The sequence below is a fragment of the Dysgonomonas termitidis genome, assembly GCF_054657735.1.
On record NZ_BAAHYD010000002.1, the window covers coordinates 2,149,030 to 2,174,021 of the forward strand.

Consider the following 24,992-nt stretch of genomic DNA (forward strand, 5'->3'; position numbering starts at 1 on the left):
GAATCAGGTATGAAGCTACAAACATATCTACCGATGTTTCTAAGTCATGATGGAGAAAATAACATCGAAAATATTATAAAAATATGGAGAAGAAAGAATATGATTATCTTTTGGTCGGTGCAGGTCTTTTTAATGCCATATTTGCATATAAAGCAGCAATTGATGGTAAAAAATGCCTTGTTGTTGAGAAAAGATCTCATATAGGAGGAAATGTATATACCGAGAATATTGAGGGGATTAATGTACATAAATATGGAGCTCATATTTTTCACACAAGAAACAAAGACGTGTGGAATTTTATGCAGACTTTATGTCAATTCAATCATTTTATAAATTCCCCATTAGCTAAATATAAAGATAAAATATACAACCTTCCATTCAATATGAACACATTCTGTCAACTATGGAATGTGAAAACCCCTGAAGAAGCCAGAATAAAAATTGAATCACAACGATTGAATATACATAACCCAAAGAATGCCGAGGAGCAAGCACTTAATCTCGTAGGTGAAGATATTTACTATAAATTCATCAAAGGGTACACAGAAAAACAATGGGGTGCAGAAGCAACCAAGTTGCCCGCATTTATCATCAATCGTATTCCTCTGAGATATACGTTTAACAATAATTATTTTGACGATCCTTATCAAGGAATACCTGTTGGAGGTTATACTCCAATAATAAAAAAATGTTTTTCCCATTCAGAAGTTTTACTAAATACAAACTTTATAGAAAACCGTTTGTTAAGCAAATTGGCTAAGGATATAATATATACAGGGACGATTGATGAATATTATGATTATCGTTATGGTCTTCTCGAATATAGGTCTCTTAATTTTGAGGAAAGACTTTTAAAACAAGATAACTTTCAAGGCAACGCGGTCATCAACTATACAGATAAAGATGTTCCATATACACGTATATTGGAACACAAGCATTTTGAATTTGGAGAACAAACACAAACTGTAATTTCAATCGAATATCCTTGTCAATGGATCAGGGGGGCTGAAGCTTACTATCCTATTAATACTAAACGAAACAACGCATTGTATGCAAAATATAAAGAATTATCAGATAGAGAAACTAACATTTATTTTGCAGGAAGACTAGGATCGTACCAATATAATGACATGGATAAGACCGTTGACAATGCTCTTACATTATATAAAATGTTGAGTTGGTAAATGATTGTACAAGGGGTAAGCTTAGATTAATACAATGCGAAATACTTCGCCGGAATACATCAGGGCTATTATTATCCGCATCGGTGCTATCCGGACATAGAAGTAGAAAGGTAATATCCCGGTCCGGTAATAATCCGCATTCAGCCCTTTTATATAGCCAGTTCTTTTCCAACGAAATCAGCGAACGGACAAGTATATTTTAACCATGCTTATATTTTTCCGGAAAAATATATCTATATTAGTACACTATGATGTACATCTAAAAAATAAAGTTATGAGGGTGATCATTCCGGCGGAATTACGCAACAATATGAAAAAATACCTTGATCTGGCATCCAGGGAACAAATAGTTTAAATAAGGTATTTTTGTTTTGATATTTTTGATAAAATGATTGGATTATAGATTATTAACTGATTGCAATAGATTTCATATGAGGTAATTAAGAAGTATGGCAATTGAAACCTCGCAAATCAAATTTGCGGAATCGGAAAAGACGGGGGAACTTATCGGATTTGTATCCCGGCATTCCAAAACAAAGAAACTGAAGGGAGTCCGGGAGAACTCGACATTTGGAAAAAAGATCTGTGTATTATCAGGGGATTTAAAAGGAACAATCATACCCAATATCTTATACGATGTGGAACTTAAAGCGATGCACCGGGGCAATGGATACGTTGTCGTATCGGCCCGGCCCAGGCAATTTAAAGCCCGGATAGAAAAAGTGACCGTACCGAAAGCCATCTACAGGCTGAAAGTCACATTCGGCAACAAGACGGTCTACTTTGACCCGAAGCATGGCAAATCGGATTCAAGCCGTACCCTGGAGGGAGTTCTCGATATATTAGCTTCCCGCGTTGACATAGAGGAGCCGGATTCAGTGCTTGCTGAATTTAAGGAGGAGGGGATAGCGCTTATTAAACAGATGGAAGCCGATGGATTTTTAGTACCGAAGTCGAATAAAAACCAACGGAAATGAAACGTCCATCGAATGGAATAGCTACAGACGCGGCCCATTCCACAAAAAACAAACTGACCCGTTACCGGGGAATCGACCTTAGTACCGGCAGGCAAATCTTCCTGGAGGATTTAGGTAACCAAACGGTGAATATAGGCGAGTTCCTGGGTGTGGTTGCGGCTGTAAAATATATCATCGAAAATGATTTCCATCCCAGGGTTATTTACACAGACAGCATTACGGCTATAACCTGGTTTAACAACAAAAGAACGGCATCAGGGAAGAGAAATACGGAACTGGAGAAAGCCGGGGTCTTTTTGAAAGTGTTTTCTGCAGAAGTAGATAAGATTGATGTATTGCACTGGAAAAATGATTTATGGGGGGAAACTCCGGCGGATTTCGGATGCAAATGATAAGATGTGAATATTGTTAGACCGGTGCTTTCCTGTCTTTCCTGACAGGAAAGCACGCTTATTTTAATGATTACTATGGCAAAGAAAAAATCGGAAATAGATAAACTGGTAAGCTTACCGGAGAAAGAATACCTGGAGCTGCTGGAAGCCCAAATGACTCTCAACGCGTTGAAAATAGCGGGAGTGGAAGAGCTTCCCCTGTATAAGGGTATCAAAAGCATTATAGAAGACGGACGGGTGGAAATACATAATAAGCCCATACAAAAAAGATACAGGTGAAATTAATCTTTATCTTTGTAAGCATCCCGGAACAGAGAAGAAAAAGGGGCCGTATACAAAAACAAATAAAACCGAATGAATAAGAAGCAACTGACAACCCTGGCCGCCAGGAAAGCCGGGGTATCCCAAAAATATATAGCCGACAGCTTAAACCCGGTATTGGAAACTATTATAGAAGTATTGTCCGGAGGGAACAATATCACCATACAAGGTTTCGGGTCATTTCAGGTAAAGACAATGAAGGAACGCAAGTCAAGAAATCCGAAGACAGGAGAGTTGATTGTCCTTCCGGAAAGGAAGGTTGTTAAGTTTAAGCTGGCAAACGGAAACCAGGTAAAATGACCCGCTTTCTATCCTACCTGTACCTGATGCGAATTATTCTTCTAAATTAATTCATATTAATTAGGATTAGTTTTGAAATTTATCCTACCTTTGTCAACTGTTTTGGTGCCACTTTCTGCATTCGTAGATAGTGGTGAAGAGGGAATCAGGTGCAAATCCTGAACAGACCCGCTGCTGTGAGTTCTTAATAGTTTTACACATTCTTATGCCACTGGATAAATCCGGGAAGGCGTGTAAAATGGAACGAGTCAGAAAACCTGCCAGAGCAAATTTTGTCAGGTCTTTTTTGTGTCCTACTTTTTATATTTGGACCTTACTCTTGTAAAGTCTATGTATCCAGAATACAAAAAAGAATTGTCAAAAGGAGTTTTATGAAGATAAAACTGTATATGGTTATTATTGTAAGTCCATAGTATTAAACCATGTCCAAGTATGGTCTCATGTATGAAATAGTACTATACGATACAAATAATTGCTTATATTCAGATAGTTATATCTTTAACTTCTATTGTCAGAAGACCTGCCAAAGTATATATTTTCATCTTTCGCGGAAAAAGATTGAAAAAACGGGAGAATTATCTCTGTATTTAAGCTTTTGTATTTCGAGAACGGGTTGTGTTTTATAGTAACCTTGTGCCCATCGTATCGGTTGGTAGCATAAGTTTATATTATAGGCACTTCTGTCTTGGTTATCATTATATTATAAATCATCTAAAAATAAAAACAATGAAAAAGATATGTAAGAGATGTTCTGCGTCATTCAGTTGCAGGGAGGACAGGATAGAATTATGCAGTTGTCGTAAGGTAAGTCTTGTTATAGGAGTCCGTGATTATATAAAAGATAATTACCGGGACTGCTTGTGTCCCAAGTGTTTACAGGAAGCAAATACTTCCTTCTATGCATTTGATGTAAATCCTAAGTTCCTGAATAAGAACAAAAATGAATGATTTATAAAGAACTATATTACAGGAAAATAGCAAAATCTTGTTTTAAATTTACAATTTATTATAAATTTAGTCATTAATTCGTTTAATTGTATAGGTAAGTTTCCTTAAATTTGAAACTGGAAAGCATTTCAATACTGATTATATTCAGGTTGGAGTAATCGGTTTATGATCTTCTGTTCGTTTTAGCCATATAGCAGAAGATTATAAACTGAAAATTGTGCGGATAATCAAAAAATTATAAATAATAAACAATATCAGACATGCTACAAGAATTTACTCTAGGCGAAGGTAAAGCAATAATCAACTTCACTCTGAAATTTTGCGACACGCGGCAGAAAATACTTAACAGTTATGGATTCCATAGAGTTATAGAAGTCTTTATTCAGAAACTGAAGAAAGATGAAATAATTATCTATGAATATTATATCAAAGAATTCAAGACTGATGAGGAATTTGAAAAAACGCTGATAGAGGCATTTAAATTGCTTACTGTCTGCAATCCTGATGAAGTACAGAATGTGCATGGAAAATATGCTATCTTCTTCAATGATAAAGACTTGTTTATAGAACTGATAGAATTGCTTTATAGCTTCTGGCGCAGGCTTGAGCGATATACTATCGTCCACAACAGTTCGATAGGCAGTGGTTTGCAGAGCGTTCGTTTTATGCAGGCCAACGAATTGTTCAATGAGCTTATCCTTTCGATATACCGCCGTATCGAAGAAACTGTTATCGGTTACCAATATCGTGTTTACCGTCAATTAACAGCAGGCGCGAATGCAGCTCTTACGCTTAGCGATATCAGCTGGAATTGTCCTGTGGAATACAATGGACTGGCTCCTATACCGTTCATTACGGCAGTAATGTTTAATCCTCCGTTTATCTCTTACACCAAACGAAATACGCGTGACGGTATTTTCCAGGAACATAATATAAATCCTATTGAGAATATCGTTCTCAACGAGGACGACTGGTTCCTGTTCCCTGCTAAAGTTGGGAATATGCTGACATTTGTCTATTTCCATAAAGATTTTATGGTTCATGGTTTTGCTTTGGCAAACCTCTTCGAACTGGCAAAAGAAAGCGAATATATCGGTAAAAAACCGGATATTATCTATGTCTTTGGCTATCCGGACGGACATGAAGAAAAACGTACATTCTATTACAAAGATAAAAAGAACGATATCCTTATCGGTTATGCGAACCATTGCGACGATATAGACTATTTCGGGTATATGAAAAAAATGTTGCTCACACTGCATAATGTGAAGCAAATGGAAAAGCACCGCTTGCCGATACATGGGGCGATGGTAAACATTGCACTGAAAAACGGAAAAGAGTCGAATATCATTATTATGGGAGACAGTGGGGCCGGAAAGTCTGAAAGCCTTGAAGCTTTCCGTACGCTGAACGAAAAATATATCCGCCATATGCGTATCATATTTGATGATATGGGCTATCTGAAAAAAGAGACGGATGGCACAATAAAGGGTTATGGAACGGAGATCGGTGCATTTGTCCGTATCGATGACCTCGATCCTATGTATGCTTTCGAGCAATTGGAAAGAGGTATCTACACAAATCCGGACAAGGTTAATGCCCGCATCACGATACCTGCAGCTACATACGATGTTATCATGAAAGGATATAAAGTAGATTATTTCCTCTATGCGAACAACTATACAGAGTCGGATACGAAAATTAAGTTCTTTACCGATCTGGATGAAGCTATCAAAGTATTTGAGGCAGGAGCGCGTAAAGCGAAAGGAACCACAACCGAAAAAGGTTTGGTGACATCTTACTTTGCTAATCCGTTCGGGCCTGTACAGGAGCAGAAACTGGCGGGTAAACTTATCAAAGAATACTTTACCGATATGGATAAAAACGGAGTTAAGATAGGTGAGATTTATACATCTCTTGCGATAGAGGGACACAGTAAAGACGGACCTCGTGAAGCTGCCGAAGAACTATTTACATTAATCAATGATTAATCAGTGGATTAGCTTTCCTCTACCGGAAAGCTAATCCTGAATATTGTTTAATATCAGAACTTTTTTCTCAGTAAACAGGCAATATTTAAAACATTAGACTTTCTCTGATGTTTACAAATAAACACTAAATGGATACCGGCTAAGGTCGCAGACCTTTTTATTTATAGCTAGGTATAGCGATAAATGATTGTTATATCTTAATATGCAACATTAAATACATTCTTGTACATAATTAAATAGTAGACTATGAGTAATTTGCAGCAATCTTTGATGCATAACAATATCAAACTGCTTGGTGATATGCTGGGTAAAACAATCGGCGAAGCTAAGGGGAAGGATATGGTTGATCTGATAGAAACGATTCGCAGACTTTCCAAAGCCTCGCATTCGGGAGATATTGAAGCACATAAGTCGCTGGTGAAGACACTTCAAAATCTGAAAGATGAAGAATTTCTTCCTGTAGCGCGTTCCTTCAATCAATTCCTGAATCTGACAAATACAGCCGAGCAGTATAATAGTGTATCGCCTCATGCTCAGGGGGCGGAAAATCCTGTCAATTTCCCGGAGATATATAAAAAATTAAAAGATGCTAACCTTAGTGATGAAGCCATAATAAAAGCAATAGAGAATATCTCCGTTGACTTGGTATTGACTGCGCATCCGACTGAAATAAACAGACGCTCGCTTATCAATAATCTGAATCAGGTCGATCATTGTCTGGCATTGCTGGACCATGACGATTTGGCTAATTACCAAAAGGTGCAGATTTTGCGCAGGTTGAAGCAACTTATCGCCCAATATTGGTATACTGACGAAATCCGCCAGAAACGTCCGACTCCGAACGAGGAGGCAAAATGGGGCTATGAAGTGGTGGAAAACAGCTTGTGGAAAGCTGTCCCTGCATATATCCGTGAACTCGACGAACAGATAAGGAATACAATACCATACCGGCTGCCGGTTAATGCCCGCCCGATACACTTTTCTTCGTGGATGGGAGGTGACCGTGACGGTAACCCGAATGTAACGGCAAAAATTACCCGTGAAGTGTTGCTGGATAGCAGAAAAAGAGCTGCCAGGCTATTTCTCGAAGACGTTGAAGTTCTTGTAAAAGAGCTGTCGATGGCAACGTGCACTACTGAATTCAGGGATTATATAAAAGACTATGAGGTACAGGAGCCATACCGTGAATCAATGAAACGGTTGCGTACCAGACTGAAAAATACTGTAGCTTATCTGGATGCGCGTATCGAGGGAAAGAATCCGGAACGAACAGATGATATACTGATTCATAACGAACAGCTATGGGAGCCGCTTCACGAGTGTTATAAATCTCTTGTAGCCTGCAAGATGGAAATCATTGCCGACGATAAACTGCTCGACACCATGCGCCGGGTGCGTTGTTTCGGTTTAACTCTGACTCAGCTGGATATTCGCCAGGAGAGTACGATACATACTGAAGCCTTGTCCGAAATAACCCGCTACCTTGGATTGGGAGACTACGAGACCTGGTCGGAAGAAGACAAACAGGCATTCCTGATAAAAGAACTTAATTCGAAACGTCCGCTTATCCCCCATAACTGGGAGCCCAGCCCTCAGACTAAAGAAGTACTGGATACCTGTAGGGTAATAGCGGAGACACCCGTCGGGTCAATTCCTACCTATGTCATTTCAATGACAAGGACTCCTTCCGATATACTGGCAGTGTATCTGTTGCTCAAAGAAGCGGATTGTCCATATACATTACCGGTAACACCATTGTTTGAAACGCTGAATGACCTGAATAATGCCAATGGCATTATGCAGCAGTTGTTTGCTATCAACTGGTACAAAGGCATTATAAAGAACAAGCAAATGATAATGATCGGTTATTCCGACTCGGCTAAAGATGCAGGTTCTCTGGCGGCCGGCTGGGCGCAGTACCATGCGCAGGAAGCTCTTATCAAGACATGTCAGGATGCCGGAATCGCCCTTACTTTATTTCATGGTCGTGGCGGTACTGTTGGCCGTGGCGGAGGCCCTGCCAAGGTCGCTCTTTTCTCACAGCCTCCCGGTTCGCTGAAGGACGGACTCCGTGTAACGGAACAAGGCGAGATGATCCGTTTTAAATTAGGTTTACCTGATCTGGCTATTAAAACATTGTCGCTATATACCGATGCTATACTGGAAGCTAATCTTCTTCCTCCTCCGGCACCTAAGCAGGAATGGAGGGATCTGATGGATGAGCTTTCCGATATTTCATGTAACAGTTATCAAAGCTTGGTTCACAGAGACCCGGATTTTATCCCGTATTTCTATCAGGCTACCCCGGAGGCGGAATTGGCCCGTTTGCCGTTGGGTTCACGACCGGCAAAACGCCGTCCGAATGGGGGAGTGGAAAGTCTTCGCGCAATCCCCTGGATATTCGGCTGGACTCAAAACCGATTGATGCTTCCTGCATGGTTAGGCGCGGGAGAAGCCTTGCAGCAGGTCATTGACAATGGCAAAATGGATACATTGAAGGCGATGTATAAAGACTGGCCATTCTTCGGTACCCGTATCAGTATGCTCGAAATGGTATTTGCCAAAGCCGACCTGCGTATGTCTCAATATTATGATGAAAGGCTTGTAGAAGATAACTTGCAGATATTGGGTAAAAAACTGAGAAGCCAGCTTGAAAGCGATATGAATACAATATTGAGGATATCTCAGGATGAGCATCTGATGGAAAGCCTGCCTGAAGTGGCAGAGAATATCGCAATGCGCAATATTTACACAAACCCACTGAATCTTCTTCAGGTGGAATTATTGCACCGGACAAGGAAAGACGAAGAGCACTCGTCGGAACTGGAACTGGCTTTGATGATCACAATTTCGGGAATCGCCGCCGGTATGCGTAATACAGGATGATTTTTTTAGTTGCAAGTTGCGAGTTACGAGTAAACAAGCTGGCTGAAGCATCAGTAATCCCGTAACTTGTAACTGCCCATAGGGCGAAGTAACTCGTAACTGAAAATTATAATAAATACGATATGCAATATAAAATTACGGCACCAAATGCCATAAATTCGATCATTTCACTCCCTGCTTCGAAAAGCATCAGTAACCGGGCTCTTATATTGAATGCCATGAGCCTTAGTGCTTCAGAAATAGCCAATCTTTCTGATTGTGATGATACCAATGTGATGGTAGAGGCTTTCACATCGGGTAGCAACCTGATAGATGTGAAAGCGGCTGGAACATCCATGCGCTTTTTGACAGCATTCCTTGCTATAACTCCGGGTGAATGGATCATTACAGGAACAGAACGGATGAAGGAACGCCCTATTCATCTTTTGGTAGATGCATTGGTTTCTTTAGGTGCACGTATCCAATATTTGGGAAAAGTAGGATATCCGCCGTTGAAAATTAAAGGAACGGCACTGGATGGAGGTGAAATCTATCTGTCGGGGGATGTGAGTTCCCAGTTCATTTCTGCCTTGTTGATGGTCGCACCTTCTATGAGTAAGGGGTTGACAATACATCTGGAAGGAAATATTATATCCGTACCGTATATTAAACTCACGTTGGGTATGATGGCCCAGTTCGGTGTAAAAACTCATTGGGACGGACGGACAATAAAGATATATCCCGAAGAATATCGGACAACGCACTATACTGTGGAGTCGGACTGGTCGGCAGCTTCGTACTGGTATGAAATGGCAGCGCTTGCCGGGGATGCCCGTATAGAACTGAAAGGCCTGTTTAAAAACAGTATGCAGGGTGATTCTAAAGTTGCCGAGTTGTTTCTCGATTTGGGGGTCGCGACCGAATATGTTAAAGATGGTGTTGTACTGACAAAGACAGGAAAGGTAACAAAGAAGATGTTCCATAATTTTGTGAACGAACCGGATCTGGCTCAGACTTTTGCCGTTACATGCTGTATGATGGGAGTTCCTTTTATGTTTACAGGCTTGCAAACACTTAAGATAAAAGAGACCGACCGGATAGAAGCATTGAAGAATGAAATGAAAAAATTGGGATACCTGCTATACGATAGCGAGGATAGCATCCTGGAATGGAACGGTGAAAGATGTGAACGGGAGGCTGACCCGGTAATAAAAACATATGAAGACCACCGCATGGCGATGGCCTTTGCTCCTGCGGCCATAAAACTGGATCATATCAATATTGCGCACCCCAGGGTGGTGACAAAGTCTTATCCCCGTTTTTGGGACGATCTCAAGTCGGTAGGATTTTCAATTGAAGAGTAAAAGTAAGATCAATCCAGACGATACCCGTATTGGCGGAGTAGGTTATCCCTGCTTCGCCAATCTTTTTCTACCTTGACATATATTTCAAGGAATATCTTTTTATTGAAGAAGCGTTCCATGTCTTTGCGGGCCATTGTGGCCACTTTCTTCAGCGCCGCGCCTTTATGGCCTATGATAATACCTTTCTGGGTGTCGCGTTCTGCAATTATCAACGCCCTTATATTGATAATATCCTTTTCTTCTTTAAATTCCTCAACGATGACTTCCACCGCATAAGGAACTTCCTTCTGATAATAAAGGAGGATCTTTTCACGGATGATCTCCGTTACAAAGAAGCGGGCTGGGCGGTCGGTCAGCGCGTCCTTTTCGAAGTAAGGAGGGGACTCGGGAATCAAATCCAATATTCTTTTCTTTACGGTATCTACATTGAATTTATTCAGGGCAGATATCGGATATATTTCAGCTTTTGGCAACAGCTCTTTCCATTGAGCCACCAGTTTTTCCAATTCCTGCTGATTGGTCTGGTCTATTTTATTGATCAGCAGCAGAACGGGTGCATCTACATTTTGTACCTTTTGCAGAAATTCTTCGTTCTTATCCGTTTTTTCTATAACGTCCGTCATATAGAGCAGTACATCGGCATCGCTCAGTGCGGATACGGAGAAGTTAAGCATCGACTCCTGTAATTTATAGTTAGGCCGTAGTACCCCGGGAGTATCTGAATATACAATCTGATAGTCGTCTGTATTCACGATACCTAATATGCGATGGCGCGTGGTTTGCGCCTTCGAAGTGATGATGGAAACTTTTTCTCCCACAAGAAGGTTCATCAATGTTGATTTTCCTACATTGGGATTGCCTACTATATTTACAAATCCGGATTTATGCATCTGATATATGGTTCTATTTATTTGAAGACAAAAGTAGTAAATAAAGAATTATAATACTGAATTCATAACAATTTTACTACTTTTGCATTTCAAAAAAACAGAATAATGCATAAACATGATCTTTGCTGTGTCGGGCACATCACTTTGGATAAAGTGGTTACATCTAAAAAGACAGTACATATGCCCGGAGGTACAGCTTTCTATTTTTCTCATGCCATCCGTCATTTCGATGATATAGATTATTCATTGGTTACATCTCTGGCCGAGTCTGAAATGAGTGTCGTTGACGATCTGCGTTCCAAAAATGTAGATGTACACGTAATCCCGAGCCAGCATTCAGTATATTTTGAGAATATATATGAAGAAAATCAGAATAACCGCACACAGCGGGTTTTGGCAAAGGCAGACCCATTCTCTGTAGACGGTTTTGAAAATTTAGATGCCAAAATATTCTTATTAGGAGCATTGCTCGCCGATGATTTTTCGCTCGAACTGGTCGAGTACCTTTCCCGAAAAGGGCTTATAGCAGTCGATTCACAAGGGTATTTGCGCGAGGTAAGGGAGCAGAATGTATATCCTATAGACTGGAAAGATAAGCTGGAAACACTGAAATATGTCCATATACTGAAAGTAAACGACCTGGAGATGGAGGTCCTCACAGGAATGAAGGACATAAAACAAGCATCCCGTCAGTTATATGACTGGGGTGTGAAGGAAGTTCTGGTAACTCTCGGTAGCTTAGGTTCCGTAATATTTGACGGAAAGGAATTCTATAAGATACCTGCTTATAAGCCCACGGAAGTGGTTGATGCAACGGGCTGTGGCGATACTTATGTTACAGGATACCTGTATAAGCGGGCAAAAGGAGCGGGCGTAGAAGAGGCTGGAAGATTTGCTGCGGCAATGGCAACTATCAAGATAGAAAATTCAGGCCCGTTTAACGGTTCGAAAGATGATGTGGAAAATAGGATAAGGACAGCGGAGCAGATAATGCCGGTTGTTTAATTAGGGTCTGCTGAAAAACTCAGCAGACCAATTCATATTTAATTCGGTTTGCGTCCGCTATTTCCCGGTTCCGATAACTATTATTGCGTCCATCCGATTTATTAGCGATTATCTCCAACAGCAATGCTGAAAAACTAAACCATAAGTTCTGAATAAGACACGGGAGTGCCATCCCCGCCAATTTGACCAGGTTTAGCACAAGGAAGATGCAGGCAATCCATGATTCGCTTGTTTGTCGGAGTCTGGCTTTGATACGGTTTAAGCCATAACCTGTTTTGGCTTGTCCAAACTTTCCTTCTATTGGATTACGCTCTCCCGGACTTACATGAATTGACATGGGCGAAGGCCTGCCCAGTGGCTTTGCTAAAAGTTTGATGCCTTTTTCCTTGAGCATAACCCGATTGGGACGACTACAGTAAATCTGATCAGCGAGTACTTCGCGGGGGTAGCATCCGAACCGTTCACGATACTTTTCAACATAGTGCTCCATGTGACTTCCCTCGTTAAAAGCATCCCAGGAAAGTTCATCCAGAAACGAGATGCCATCAATAATGGAAACATGTATCTTGGAACCAAACTCTACCTTGGCTTGACTCTTTCCTCTGACTATGGGGCGTACATGAGGTTGATGGATGCTTACTATCCGGTCTTCCACTGTATGCGTCCTGGACTTATACATGTACAACTGTTGATCAAACAAGGTCTGGATAACATACAAATATTTCCGATCCTTCTTCTTTAAGGGAAGGTTAGGATAAGCATCCAGCAACCGATGGATAGAATTTATATTCCGCTTGAGATACCCCAATTGAATGCGAACGGAGTTTCTGATCTCTTTCTTGCTCTTTTTCTTCTTCTGGGCTGTCTTCAGATAGCGTTTGCGAGCAACCTTGCGGTAGCTACGCGGCTTTTTATCATGTAACAGATGGGTATAGAGCTGATCAATCAGGTTTTCCGATATTTCACGAGCTTCGTTGAGCAGATTCAAATCCGTTGGATAAGCAATATCCTGTGGACAAGCAGTAGCATCAAAAATGATCCGGCCTTTGTTCGCTGAGCCACCGGATAAGGAATCCTCATCAGGATCAATGCCGGAATCGTCTTTATCCGATTCTTTTTTCACAAACTCCATCCCTGTCTTCAACTGAACAATCCGCTCGTTGATCGCATTGATCGTATCTAGACCCAAGCGTTTTCGTAAATCCACAAACAGTGAAGCATCAAATGGGGCTTCATGGGTGAAGCTACAGTACCCCAGAAAGTATTGCATATAGATGTTTTCCGAAATCTGACTCACTGTCTCCCGATCATCCAAATTGCAAAGATGCTTGATCATTAGAGAACCCAAAACCACACGAGGACTCAATCCCGGTCGACCCGTTGAACTAACCCCTACATGTTTGAGGTAAAGATTGCAAATCTCATCCCAGGGAATCAAATGGGACAATACAACCCAACGGTTTCCCGGATCGAGTTGCTGATCGAATGGATTTTCAAATCCCGATAAAACCAACTGATTCGGACTCGCATAATTGGGACTAAGTGCACGACTTTTGCGCTGTTTCTTCATATATCCTTGCATTTGGAAAAAACAAATATAAGTATTTTCACTCATCCTTAACGAATTATCAGTTTATCAGCAGACCCTAATTATGAATTATAAGTTATGGATTATGAGTTATCTGCTTCGAGTTTATTCATAACTCATAACTCATAACTATTTCCTAAGCGTCTTGCTCAATGCTGCAATAACAACAATGCATCCGCCCAATAACCCGACCGCAAGGTAAGCCCATTCCATTCCATGACTGTCGGATATGGCCCCTACTAACAGGGGGGCAACCAATGGTCCTACAAAGCTGATGCTCGACATAATGGTAAGGGCTGTTCCGACCGGAGTTTTAGCTTTATCTCCGACAATACTGTATAAGGTAGGTACTACACAGGATATTCCCAGACCGATAAGCATAAAGCCGATCGAATTGATTATAACCTTTATGATAAGGGTATCGGCCGTATGGATAAACAGGGAAGATGTAACGAAGCCTATCAGGATAAGTGCTCCGGCAATCTGCAATACTGTTTTTTTCTGCCAGATACGGTATGCAAAATTGGTAAGCATACGTCCCGAAAACATCATAATCATAAATACAAGGAAACCTACCTGTAGAGATTCAGGCGCTTTTATAACCGATTGGAAATATACATCGCTCCATTCGAACATTGTATTTTCTACGATGAGGGCAAGCAGCCACACCAGACCTAACTGTATAAGCAATGTTTCGGGCATACGGAAGCCTTTCGATATTATCTTCGGCTCTGTTTCCTTTTCAGCTTGTACTGCTTTTGGAGTTGCTTCCTGCAGGTATTTATAATTGATAAGTATAGCGATAAGCGCGACTATTGTAATTATAGCAAAATGGACGAATGTTCCTACTTTCAGGTTAATCATACCATAACCTATCAATGCACCGATACAGGCGGCAAGGCTCCAGCTTGCGTGGAATGTGGCTATGATGGGTTTTCCGTAGATGCGCTCTACTTCAATAGCCTGCGTATTAAGTGAAATATCAGTCATATTCCAAAAAATGCCGAACAGGAACATGGCTATGCCCAATCCGGTAATATCAGGCATAAGGCTTACCATAAAGAGGGAAAGCGTGAATCCGGTGATACTTATCAGGACGGTTTTCTTACTTCCGATACGGGGCAGGAGGAATCCAACCAGTGGTATGGCTACGAATTTACCTATCGGAATAAGGAACATAAGTAAACCATAGTGCAGATAGCTTTCTACACTGAAATCCTTTTTAATGTCCGGTAAACGGCTTGCCCAACTGGCAAAGCATAATCCCTGAGCTATAAAAAGAGCCATTACGGCGTAACGTATTCTTTGTTTGGAGTAAGAGGCCGGCTGTATTTCAGTCATTTTCCTGATGATTTTTTGATTAAAACGATGCAAAGATAAATTCTTTAAGGAAGATTCTTTATATATAAGACAATTATTTATGCATATACAGGAAGTTTGAGGTATAATTTGTATCTAAGTTTATCTATGTATATATATAGCCGATAGCCTTTAGCTGTTAGCTGATAGTTTTTGAAATTTTGATTAGCATATTAGCGGATTAGCATATGACTGAAAAAGTTGTTACTTTTGTTACCTTTTTAACAGCTATGAGTTACGAGCAAACAAGATACGAGATATAAGTTGTTGACTGTTAATTGTAAAAGGTACCTTTGTTCCCTTTTTGCGTCTTTGCGAGAGAATATTGTTAACTGATGACTGTTGACTGTTCACTGATATATGTGTTACCTTTGTTACCTTTTTTGAATAGAGTTACGAGTACATAAGATACGAGATACGAGTTATTACGATTTGTGACTGCTCACTGTTTACTGCTCACTGTTTACTGTTAACTGTAAAAAGTGTTACTTTTTCGATTTATGTAACATTTGTAACATTGTAAGACTGTTATCCCGCCGTATTTCTTATTTTTGTATAGTAAAAACTATTAATTGGTCTGTCTAACCATGAAAACCGATATATCTTACCAGAGGAACTAATCCTTATATTTGATATATGTAGGTTTCCGTGTAATGATTAAATAAAACTATTCATATATGAAAAAGATTCTGTTTACAGGAGCCTTGTTATGTTCTTCGATACTCCTGTCCGCGCAAAGTATTACTGAAAGAGAATTGCAGGAAATACAGTCGGGCTTTAAACAAGATGCTCCTACAAAAGCGATTCAAAACATCCTGACAACAAACGCCAACATTACGGCAAATGCCCTGAATCACGACCTGCAAGGGAAAATAGATCATTATTTCCGGTACAGAGTGAATGTAAAGGGGATTACCGATCAAAAAAGTTCGGGACGCTGCTGGATGTTTACATCGATGAACGTATTGCGTCCGTCTATTATGGAGAAATACAATATCAGTGAATTTGATTTCTCTCACAATTATCTGTATTTCTGGGATATTTTTGAAAAAGCCAACCTGTTTCTCGAAAATATTATAGGTACGAGTAAAGACCCGTTTGGAGACAGGGCCGTGGAATACCTGTTCAAATCTCCGGTTGGCGACGGTGGTGTTTGGAACCTGTATTATAATGCCGCGAAGAAATATGGAGTTGTGCCTCAGGATGTAATGCCGGAAACTGCGCATTCGAACAATACAAGGCAAATGCTTGGTTTACTCAATGAAAGGCTGCGTTCCGGCGGATATACCCTTAGGGAACTGGCGTCCTCAGGCAAGAAAATGCAGGATTTAAGGTCGGAGAAAACACTTATACTAAAAGATGTGTATCGCATACTGGCTCTGTGTCTTGGCGAACCGCCTGCAGAATTTACATGGAGATATAAGGATAAAAACGGTATTATAAAGGAATTGCGTAATTATACCCCGAAACAGTTTTATGAGGCGATCACTCCGGAAGATTATTCTCCCGATAACTATATTATGGTGATGAACGATCCTACCCGCGAGTATTATCAGCTATATGAAATACAGAATTACAAAAATACGATCGAAGGCATCAACTGGATATATCTGAACCTGCCGAATGAAGACATAAAGAAAGCTGCTCTGGCTTCCATAAAGAATAACGAACCCCTGTATGCCTCTTGCGATGTGGGTAAGCAACTGAACAGGGAATCGGGAATACTCGATCCGGATATGTACGATTACCAGTCTTTATTAGGAGTGAATTTGTCGATGGATAAAAAAGCACGTATCCTGACACGGCAAAGCGGTTCGAGCCATGCCATGACATTGATCGGTTGCGACACGGATGTGAGTGACACGCCTGTAAAATGGGAATTTGAGAATAGTTGGGGAGCTGCTTCTGGCAATAAAGGTTATCTGACCTTTACAGATAAATGGTTTAGTGAATATATGTTCCGTCTGGTAGTACATAAAAAATATCTGGATGCCAAAGCGGTAGATTGTCTTAAACAGAAACCTGTACAATTGCCAATGTGGGACTATATGAATTAAGGCTGGCACATATTTTGTTGTTATACAGGGTATATATTGGGGTATTATGTGTTGATAGATAAAATTAACTAAAATTAGGATGGTGTTAAAAGGGTTTAAAAAACATTGGTTTTCGGCCTTGATATGTTAGCATTATTTATAAAAAATATGTTTTATAATATGTTTTTTTATTTGGTACGGTTTAATTTATGTCGTTCCTTTGTACCGATAACCAAACAATCTTTATTTACCTTAAAGCCTAATACCTAATTTAACTCACACATAAGAGGAGGTTTCAAATCAGAAGCCTCCTCTTATGTCTTTTATTATGACAATTTAGTATATTTTACTGCCACCCAGTTATCCTTTTCTGTATTATAGATGAAAGCCAGCTCATTTTTACTACACTCTTCGTCTATTGCCGGAATATCTTCCGCATAAAAACCACTCATATACAGAATGCCACCGTTATTCAAAACTGAAGAATAAGAATGGATGTCGTTTAGCAGGATGTTGCGGTTTATGTTTGCCAGGATGATATCAAACTTCTTATCGCCCAGCAATTCCGCCCCGCCTATCTTTATATCTACATTGTCAACGTTGTTCAAATTAAGATTCTCAATAGCGTTATCATATGCCCACTGATCTATATCTATGGCGGTTATAGGATTCGCACCGCGCATAGAAGCCAGTATCGCGAGTATGGCGGTGCCTGTACCCATATCGAGAACCGATTTGCCGTTGAAATCATCTTTCAGTATTTCCCGTATCATCAGCTCGGTGGTTTGATGGTGTCCTGTTCCGAAAGCCATCTTAGGGTCGATGTATATATTGTAGTCGTATGTTGCAGGAACATTGTGGAATGTGCTTTGGATGATACATTTGTCGCCGATAATCAGCGGCTGGAAATAATTCTTCTCCCATTCTTCATTCCAGTTCCGGTCTTCTATGCTTTTGTATGTATAGGTGATTTCGGCTTTTATAGGGAGTGTATTTAGGGCTTTATCCAGTTCTTCGATGTCGAACAGATTGTTCTGGATATATGCTGTTGTTCCGAGTTCGTCTTCAACGAAGCTTTCAAATCCTATCTCTGCAATTATGGCTGACAGTACACTATTGACTATTTCATCATTCGGCGTACATATAAATTTTACTTCAATATAGTTCATAATAGTAATTAGTTTAGCACAAAAGTACATTTTTATTCCCACTTTCGGATTTAAGATTTAGTATATCTGTGTTATAAATATTTTAACATTCTTTCTTGTTGTAGGTTAACTTTTTTTATATCTTTGGGCCTTGAAGAGTGAAAATAATCCGCTCTTTATTAACTAAACCTAACAACTTAAAGAAACATGAGACTACTATTACTGACTATCATCGCATTATGCGTATTACCTTTGCACGCTCAAGAAACCATAACCCTTAGTTCAAATTCTGTTTTGTCGATGGCTGATTCCGTTGCTGCTGCACCTGCTGCCGGCTTTGCAGAAAAAAAATCAGACAAGCAGTTTCTCTCACATCTCAGCATAGCTCTGAGGGCCTCGACTATGGGTATCGGTTTGCAGGCAGCAACACCGATAAACGATTATCTCAATTTACGTGCGGGAATTGATTTTGTCGGATTCAAAACAAGTACATTCGATATTGGTCTGGATGACACTGATGGAATGTTCGAAGAGGCATTTGGTTATACGCCTGATTATAAAATGAAAGGTGAGTTGAATTTTACCAATGGGAATGTATTGGTAGATTTCCATCCTACAAAGGGTATATTCCATCTGACTGCAGGTGTGTTTATAGGAGCAAACAAGCTTAAAGCGAAAGGCTTCCTGGTTAATCCGAATACAGGAGAGCGCGCAACCTTGAAACCCGGAGTTTCAGAATGGCCATATGTAGATTTCGACGGACACAGACTAACATTGGATGACGCTAATCTGGATGCAACCCTTCAATTGGGAAAAATTATCAAACCGTATTTCGGGCTGGGAGTTGGCCGTGCTATAGCGAACAAGCGTGTCGCTTTCAAATTCGAACTGGGTATGATTTATCAGGGAAATTACAGCCTTAAGCAAAATGGGAAGAAATTAGATGTGGTGAATAATGCCTCTGAAAGTTTCGAAGATATAGATGATTATACTAAATGGCTGAAATGGTGGCCTATGCTTAATTTCCAGCTGTCATACAAAATATTCTAGTCTGAAATAAATAGACTAAAAAAGAGCTACTCAGGACGAGTGGCTCTTTTTAGTTTTTTGTAAACGAACCGGATCTATAGAGAATAAAATGTCGATATATTTTCTATTTTTGTAGAAAATCAAATCTATTTAAACACAATTGCTATATCTATGGTAGGAACACTGGTCAACACGGGGGCAATTATCGGGGGTAGCCTGATAGGACTGATGGTCCATTCAAGGCTGTCTTCCAAAATGACAGGTATTGTATTTCAGGGTATCGGGCTGCTTACTATTGCAATCGGCATATCAATGTCGTTGCGTATAGAAAGCATGCTTCTTGTAGTGGTGAGTATTGTACTGGGTTCCGTAACCGGACAGGGTATCGATATAGATAAACATTTGCGGCGCTTTTCCAATTATCTGGAATCCAAAAGTTCGGGAACGAAAAAAGGTAATGCGGCAACAAATCAATTTACAGAGGGATTTATTACCGCCTCCATGCTGTTTTGTGTCGGTTCTATGGCCATATTGGGATCGATTGAGGATGGTATGGGAAAGTCTCCTGATTTATTGCTAACCAAGTCTATTATGGATGGAATTTCGTCCATAGCTTTGGCTTCCACATTTGGTATCTGCATTCTGTTTTCATCCGTTCCCGTCTTAATTTATCAGGGAGGACTGACTTTGTTCGCGGCTTTTATTATGCGCTATATGAGCGATGATATGACAGCGAATATGACCGGAGTAGGAGGAATTCTGTTGATAGGGCTGGGAATCAGCATCCTTAAAATAAAGGATATCAGTGTGACGAATATGCTTCCGGCCCTGGTCATTGTAGTGATTTTGTCATACTTCTTTTGATTATAGTATGGCGTGGCTGTAAAAATAAAAAGAAACTGCTTGATAAACAGTTTCTTTTCTTCTTTGGGTGAAAGACGGGTCTCGAACCCGCGACCTTCGGAACCACAATCCGACGCTCTAACCAACTGAGCTACAATCACCATTTTTGCATTCGCGGTGCAAATATATGTATTTTTATTATAATAACAAGGCTTCCGGGAGAAAAAATGTGAAGCTTTTTGTAGATATACAGCGAAAATTAAGACTATCAACAGGATAGTTATTGCCTTCAGGATATCAATTTTCTTAAATCTGCAATTATTTATAGATAACAGATGTAGATTCTCCGTTTGAAAGTGTAATTTTGCAGACTTATACAATTTGTTTGTTTCGATGAATATTTTAAGAAATTATGTATATACTATTCTTCTCCTTTGTGGAATATTGACAGGAGGGATATGCGGTATCATTTTCGGGGAAGATGCATCTGTCGTTAAACCGGTAGGGGATATTTTTCTTAACCTGATGTTTGTGCTGATAGTGCCGTTGGTATTTTTCAGTGTTTCGTCGTCTATCTGCAACATGAAGCAGTCGAATATGGTGGGGAAGGTTGTCGGTAATATTGCCCTTGTATTCCTGCTCACCTCTGTTGTTGCGGCGATAGTAGCATATCTGTTCACTCTGTTTTATAACCCCCTGGGTGGAATTAACCAGTCGGATGTGCTGACAGGGCTTCCCGGACAAACAATCAGGCAGCTGACTTCTGCTGAAATATTTGTAAATACATTTACGGTCTCCGATTTTCAGCAGTTGTTTACCAAATCAAATTTGTTGCCCCTTATTATATTTTCCGCGTTTTTTGGCCTTGCCACCGCTCTTTCCAAGAGTAAAGGGAAGATGGTGGCGGAACTGCTTAATGCTGCCAATAGTATAATATTGAAAATGATGAGTATTATCATGATAGCCGCGCCTTTAGGCCTTGGCTGTTATTTCGCGGATACAGTAGGGAAGCTGGGAGGACAGATACTGAATGGATATTTACATGTATTCCTGCTTTATCTGATACTCACTGCTATCTCTTTTTTTGTACTGAATTCGGTTTATATTTTCATAGCCGGAGGGAAAAAGGCTTTTGTCGCTTTCTGGCGCAATATGCCGACACCATCCTTGATGGCGATTGCCACATCTTCGAGTGCGGCTTGTATTCCTGTAAATATTGAGGCGTCGAAAAAAATGGGAGTTCCGGAGAATATTGCGGAAACGGTTATTCCTTTAGGTACAAATATACATAAGGATGGTTCGGTTATGGCCGGGGTGCTTAAAGTTATATTTCTGTTTACTATATTCGGGCAGGAACTTACATCCTCCTCCAATATGTTTATGATTATCGGAGTAGCCTTGCTTGTGGGAGCGGTAATGGGGGCGATACCGAGTGGAGGTATGACCGGAGAGCTGCTTATCTGTTCAGTTTTTGGATTCTCTCCTCAACTTGCAGGAACATTGATGATAATAAGTACAATTGTGGATATTCCGGCTACACTGCTCAATTCTACCGGGAATGTCGTCTGCGCGGTATTAGTTACCCGGCTGACAGATGGTAAAGACTGGGTAAAGAAACAACTGGTAGCCCCTCCTGACCTCCCCGAAAGGGAGGAAATAAAAAGATGATAATAAGTAATGGAAAGGTCAAAGCTTTTAATAATAAAGAGATGAAAAAAATAGTATCCATCATATTTTCTATCTGCTTGTCGGTAAGCGGAAGTATATACAGTCAGAAAACAGCCACTCCAAGCCTGCCGGAGTTATATAAAACCATAGATTCGGAATTTGTTGATTTACGCTCCAAGCCGGCTCCGCTTATCGGTTTATCGGCAAGCCGGACAGATAAAGGCAGTTCGGTAGTACAGGCGACATATATCAATGCCATACTAAAGGCCGGAGGTAAGCCTGTAATTATTCCTGTAATAACAGATGGCGTAATTTTGAGGGGTATTGTAAAAGACCTCGATGGGCTGGTGATGACCGGAGGAGAAGATATTAATCCTCCCTATTACAAGGAAACAGCAATCCCGGATATGAACGATATAGATTCCCTCCGTGATATCTACGATTTGGTGTTACTGAAGCTGGCTACCGACCGGAATGTTCCTATACTTGGAATTTGCCGGGGGATGCAACTGATAAATGTAGCTTTCGGAGGAACACTCTATCAGGATATCCCTACGCAGGTAAAAGATAAGAGTATCAATCATAAGCAAACAGAGCCGAGAGAACAAGGGACACATACGATAGCTATAGAAAAAGATTCCAAACTAGCACAAGTATTAGGAGTTGATGAGTTCTCGGTGAATACATTCCACCATCAGGCGGTAAAAGATATTGCGCCGGATTTCCGTACGGTGGCAATCACGCAGGATGGCATCGTAGAAGCTATCGAGGCATATCCCAACCGTTCAGTAATAGGGGTGCAATGGCATCCCGAAGGACATGTTTACGGCGGGGATACGACAATGCTTAAAATATTCAGGTTTATTGTGAACGAAGCCAATACTTTCCGTAAGGCAAAAGAACTGCATAAGCATATTTTGTCGGTTGATACGCATTGCGATACACCGACCGAATTCAAAAAAGCAGGGTTTGACATAGGAAGAAGGGAAGAAAATCAGGTGAATATCCCTAAAATGGAAGAGGGGATGCTGGATGCTATTTTCTTCGCTGCTTATATAGCGCAAGGGCCTCGGGATAAAGAGTCGACACAGAAAGCAGTGGATAAGATAGAAAACTATATAAAAGAAACGCATCAACAGGTAGAAAGAAACAAGGATATCTGCGGAATAGCCTATACGGCCGATGATCTTATACGCCTCAAAAATGAAGGTAAAAAGGCTGTATTTATCGGTATCGAAAACGGATATGGCATAGGCAAGGATATCTCCAATATTGCCCGTTTCCAAAAAATGGGAGTGAATTATATAACCCTTTGCCATACCAAAGACAATGATATATGCGATACGTCGAGTGATACAAAACATGAATGGAACGGCCTTAGTCCTTATGGAAAAGAGGTGGTAAAGGAAATGAACCGGCTGGGGGTTATGGTGGATATTTCGCACGTGGGAGAAAAAACATTCTGGGATGTAATAGAACTATCTACCAAACCTGTCATCGCATCGCATTCGTCTGTGCAGGCGCTGTGCTATCACGACCGCAACCTGACCGACAAGCAGATGCAGGCAATTGCAAAAAACGGAGGAGTAGTGCAGATATGCCTCGTAGACCTGTTTATCAATAAAGATAAAAGCAAAGCCAGCCTGACAGATGCTATAGACCATATTGATTATGTTGTGAAAGTAGCGGGTGTCGACCATGTGGGTATCGCGTCCGATTTTGATGGTGGCGGAGGGCTGATAGGATGTCAGGGTAGTAATGACATGATAAATATCACGGTGAAATTATTAGAGCGAGGTTATTCGGATAAAGATATAGAAAAGATATGGGGCGGTAATTTCCTTCGGGTAATGTCGGAGGTGCAAAAGGGCGCGAAGAAATAAGCGATTAAATACTTTATAATAATATTGTTGAATGTGAAGGTGTGCCAAAAGTCTTTTACTTTTTCTTTGTCATGTTGAACGGAGTGAAACATCGCATTTCCAAGGGGCGAGATTCTTCGTTGCACTCAGAAACAACGTTCGGCAGAGCGAAGCGGAGCCAATGACAAAGAGGATAATTAGTTGATTGTACAGTTTTACTTTTGACATCACCATACAAATCATCTCTAAAAATTGTTATATAAAGTAACCGTTTATTTTTTAGATTTCTACAGAGATGCAAGCAAGTCAGGGATCTGAATTTAGAAATATTACAAAAGCATAACACGAACCATTGTTTTTTTAGAGCGAAATATATCTTACTTTTGTATAATTTTCAAAGCAAAACAAAATATCCAAATATGAAACAATATCACGATTTACTGAAACGTGTTCTGGCAGAAGGCATACATAAAAGTGACCGCACCGGGACAGGTACGATCAGTGTATTCGGACATCAGAGCCGTTACAATCTGGCAGACGGTTTCCCCGTGCTCACTACGAAGAAATTACATCTCAAATCCATCATATACGAACTACTCTGGTTTCTGGCAGGGGATACCAACGCGAAATATCTGCAGGACCATGGTGTGCGTATATGGAACGAATGGGCTGATGAAAACGGTGATCTGGGGCATATTTACGGTTATCAGTGGCGTTCCTGGCCCGATTATAACGGAGGCTTTATAGATCAGATCTCCAATGTGGTGGATACAATAAAAAACAATCCGGATTCGCGCCGTATTATCGTGAGTGCATGGAATGTGGCCGATCTGCCGAATATGAACCTTCCTCCGTGTCATGCTTTCTTCCAGTTTTATGTGGCTGACGGGAAGTTGAGTCTGCAACTGTATCAGCGCAGTGCCGACATATTTCTGGGCGTACCTTTCAATATCGCTTCATATGCCCTTTTGTTGCAGATGATGGCGCAGGTAACAGGTCTCGAAGCCGGAGATTTTGTGCATACATTAGGAGATGCGCACATATATACAAATCATCTGGAGCAGGTAAAATTACAATTGACACGCGATTTCCGCCCGTTGCCACGTATGATAATAAACCCTGAAGTAAAAAGTATTTTCGGTTTTAAATTTGAGGATTTCAGCTTGGAAGGCTATGATCCGCATCCGCATATAAAAGGGGAAGTGGCTGTGTGATAATCATA

Annotated in this window: 20 protein-coding genes, 1 tRNA gene and 1 riboswitch; of the genes, 16 read left to right on the plus strand and 5 right to left on the minus strand. The window is 40.5% G+C overall.

Features of this window, described 5'->3' with window-relative positions; all coding sequences use genetic code 11:
- Nucleotides 1-83: 83 nt before the first annotated feature.
- The 9 genes from glf (at nt 84) to aroA (ending at nt 10,342) form a co-directional block, all read left to right on the plus strand.
- On the plus strand, nt 84-1,184 hold the full coding sequence (gene glf / locus ACYQ3L_RS13100) for a UDP-galactopyranose mutase (protein ID WP_379993977.1): 1,101 nt from the start codon (nt 84-86) through the stop codon (nt 1,182-1,184).
- 449 nt (nt 1,185-1,633) lie between these two features.
- Nucleotides 1,634-2,161, plus strand: coding sequence for a hypothetical protein (locus ACYQ3L_RS13105; RefSeq protein ID WP_380002147.1), 528 nt, complete (start codon nt 1,634-1,636; stop codon nt 2,159-2,161).
- Nucleotides 2,158-2,553, plus strand: a complete 396-nt coding sequence (locus ACYQ3L_RS13110) for a ribonuclease H family protein (protein ID WP_380002149.1) — start codon at nt 2,158-2,160, stop codon at nt 2,551-2,553. The genes ACYQ3L_RS13105 and ACYQ3L_RS13110 overlap by 4 nt, the downstream gene beginning before the upstream one ends.
- Before the next feature lie 75 nt (nt 2,554-2,628).
- Nucleotides 2,629-2,832: a hypothetical protein gene (locus tag ACYQ3L_RS13115; protein ID WP_380002151.1), complete on the plus strand. Its 204-nt coding sequence runs from the start codon at nt 2,629-2,631 to the stop codon at nt 2,830-2,832.
- Nucleotides 2,833-2,907: 75 nt separating this feature from the next.
- Entirely contained in the window at nt 2,908-3,174 is a 267-nt protein-coding gene (locus tag ACYQ3L_RS13120; RefSeq protein WP_380002153.1) for an HU family DNA-binding protein, read from the plus strand.
- Between the two features lie 86 nt (nt 3,175-3,260).
- A riboswitch (cobalamin riboswitch) is annotated at nt 3,261-3,453 on the plus strand.
- A 447-nt stretch (nt 3,454-3,900) separates the two neighbouring features.
- A complete protein-coding gene (locus tag ACYQ3L_RS13125; RefSeq protein WP_380001126.1) occupies nt 3,901-4,122 on the plus strand; it encodes a cysteine-rich CWC family protein in 222 nt (73 codons plus the stop codon).
- Between the two features lie 260 nt (nt 4,123-4,382).
- On the plus strand, nt 4,383-6,113 hold the full coding sequence (locus ACYQ3L_RS13130) for a phosphoenolpyruvate carboxykinase (ATP) (RefSeq protein WP_380001128.1): 1,731 nt from the start codon (nt 4,383-4,385) through the stop codon (nt 6,111-6,113).
- A 246-nt stretch (nt 6,114-6,359) separates the two neighbouring features.
- Nucleotides 6,360-8,999 (plus strand): phosphoenolpyruvate carboxylase, encoded by a 2,640-nt coding sequence (gene ppc / locus ACYQ3L_RS13135; protein WP_380001130.1) that lies wholly within the window; start codon nt 6,360-6,362, stop codon nt 8,997-8,999.
- A 122-nt stretch (nt 9,000-9,121) separates the two neighbouring features.
- Entirely contained in the window at nt 9,122-10,342 is a 1,221-nt protein-coding gene (gene aroA, locus ACYQ3L_RS13140; protein WP_380001132.1) for a 3-phosphoshikimate 1-carboxyvinyltransferase, read from the plus strand.
- Nucleotides 10,343-10,350: 8 nt separating this feature from the next.
- On the opposite strand, the gene era is transcribed toward aroA, so the two are convergent.
- Nucleotides 10,351-11,232, minus strand: a complete 882-nt coding sequence (gene era, locus ACYQ3L_RS13145) for a GTPase Era (protein WP_380001134.1) — start codon at nt 11,230-11,232, stop codon at nt 10,351-10,353.
- A 105-nt stretch (nt 11,233-11,337) separates the two neighbouring features.
- On the opposite strand from era, the gene ACYQ3L_RS13150 reads away from it, so the two are divergent.
- Nucleotides 11,338-12,237, plus strand: coding sequence for a PfkB family carbohydrate kinase (locus ACYQ3L_RS13150; protein ID WP_380001136.1), 900 nt, complete (start codon nt 11,338-11,340; stop codon nt 12,235-12,237).
- A gap of 19 nt (nt 12,238-12,256) precedes the next feature.
- Here the strand turns inward: ACYQ3L_RS13150 and ACYQ3L_RS13155 are convergent, their stop codons facing one another.
- Both ACYQ3L_RS13155 and ACYQ3L_RS13160 read right to left on the minus strand, forming a co-directional pair.
- Nucleotides 12,257-13,807 (minus strand): IS5 family transposase, encoded by a 1,551-nt coding sequence (locus tag ACYQ3L_RS13155; RefSeq protein ID WP_459952245.1) that lies wholly within the window; start codon nt 13,805-13,807, stop codon nt 12,257-12,259.
- A gap of 147 nt (nt 13,808-13,954) precedes the next feature.
- On the minus strand, nt 13,955-15,166 hold the full coding sequence (locus ACYQ3L_RS13160; RefSeq protein WP_379999263.1) for an MFS transporter: 1,212 nt from the start codon (nt 15,164-15,166) through the stop codon (nt 13,955-13,957).
- A 695-nt stretch (nt 15,167-15,861) separates the two neighbouring features.
- Between ACYQ3L_RS13160 and ACYQ3L_RS13165 the strand changes: the two genes are divergently transcribed.
- Nucleotides 15,862-17,241 (plus strand): C1 family peptidase, encoded by a 1,380-nt coding sequence (locus ACYQ3L_RS13165; protein ID WP_379999265.1) that lies wholly within the window; start codon nt 15,862-15,864, stop codon nt 17,239-17,241.
- A 305-nt stretch (nt 17,242-17,546) separates the two neighbouring features.
- On the opposite strand, the gene prmA is transcribed toward ACYQ3L_RS13165, so the two are convergent.
- On the minus strand, nt 17,547-18,389 hold the full coding sequence (prmA, locus tag ACYQ3L_RS13170) for a 50S ribosomal protein L11 methyltransferase (protein ID WP_379999267.1): 843 nt from the start codon (nt 18,387-18,389) through the stop codon (nt 17,547-17,549).
- Nucleotides 18,390-18,575: 186 nt separating this feature from the next.
- Here prmA and ACYQ3L_RS13175 point away from each other — a divergent pair, with 186 nt between their 5' ends.
- Both ACYQ3L_RS13175 and ACYQ3L_RS13180 read left to right on the plus strand, forming a co-directional pair.
- On the plus strand, nt 18,576-19,418 hold the full coding sequence (locus ACYQ3L_RS13175; protein WP_379999269.1) for a hypothetical protein: 843 nt from the start codon (nt 18,576-18,578) through the stop codon (nt 19,416-19,418).
- Between the two features lie 150 nt (nt 19,419-19,568).
- The gene (locus ACYQ3L_RS13180; RefSeq protein ID WP_379999271.1) at nt 19,569-20,261 is read left to right on the plus strand and encodes a DUF554 domain-containing protein; all 693 of its coding nucleotides are present in this window, start codon (nt 19,569-19,571) and stop codon (nt 20,259-20,261) included.
- Between the two features lie 65 nt (nt 20,262-20,326).
- Here ACYQ3L_RS13180 and ACYQ3L_RS13185 read toward each other — a convergent pair.
- Nucleotides 20,327-20,402, minus strand: a tRNA-His gene (locus tag ACYQ3L_RS13185).
- A 231-nt stretch (nt 20,403-20,633) separates the two neighbouring features.
- On the opposite strand from ACYQ3L_RS13185, the gene ACYQ3L_RS13190 reads away from it, so the two are divergent.
- The 3 genes from ACYQ3L_RS13190 (at nt 20,634) to ACYQ3L_RS13200 (ending at nt 24,984) form a co-directional block, all read left to right on the plus strand.
- Complete coding sequence (locus ACYQ3L_RS13190; protein WP_379999273.1) at nt 20,634-21,908, plus strand: dicarboxylate/amino acid:cation symporter; 1,275 nt, start codon at nt 20,634-20,636, stop codon at nt 21,906-21,908.
- 41 nt (nt 21,909-21,949) lie between these two features.
- On the plus strand, nt 21,950-23,791 hold the full coding sequence (locus tag ACYQ3L_RS13195; protein WP_379999275.1) for a membrane dipeptidase: 1,842 nt from the start codon (nt 21,950-21,952) through the stop codon (nt 23,789-23,791).
- A 398-nt stretch (nt 23,792-24,189) separates the two neighbouring features.
- A complete protein-coding gene (locus ACYQ3L_RS13200) occupies nt 24,190-24,984 on the plus strand; it encodes a thymidylate synthase (RefSeq protein ID WP_379999277.1) in 795 nt (264 codons plus the stop codon).
- The last annotated feature ends 8 nt before the right edge of the window (nt 24,985-24,992 follow it).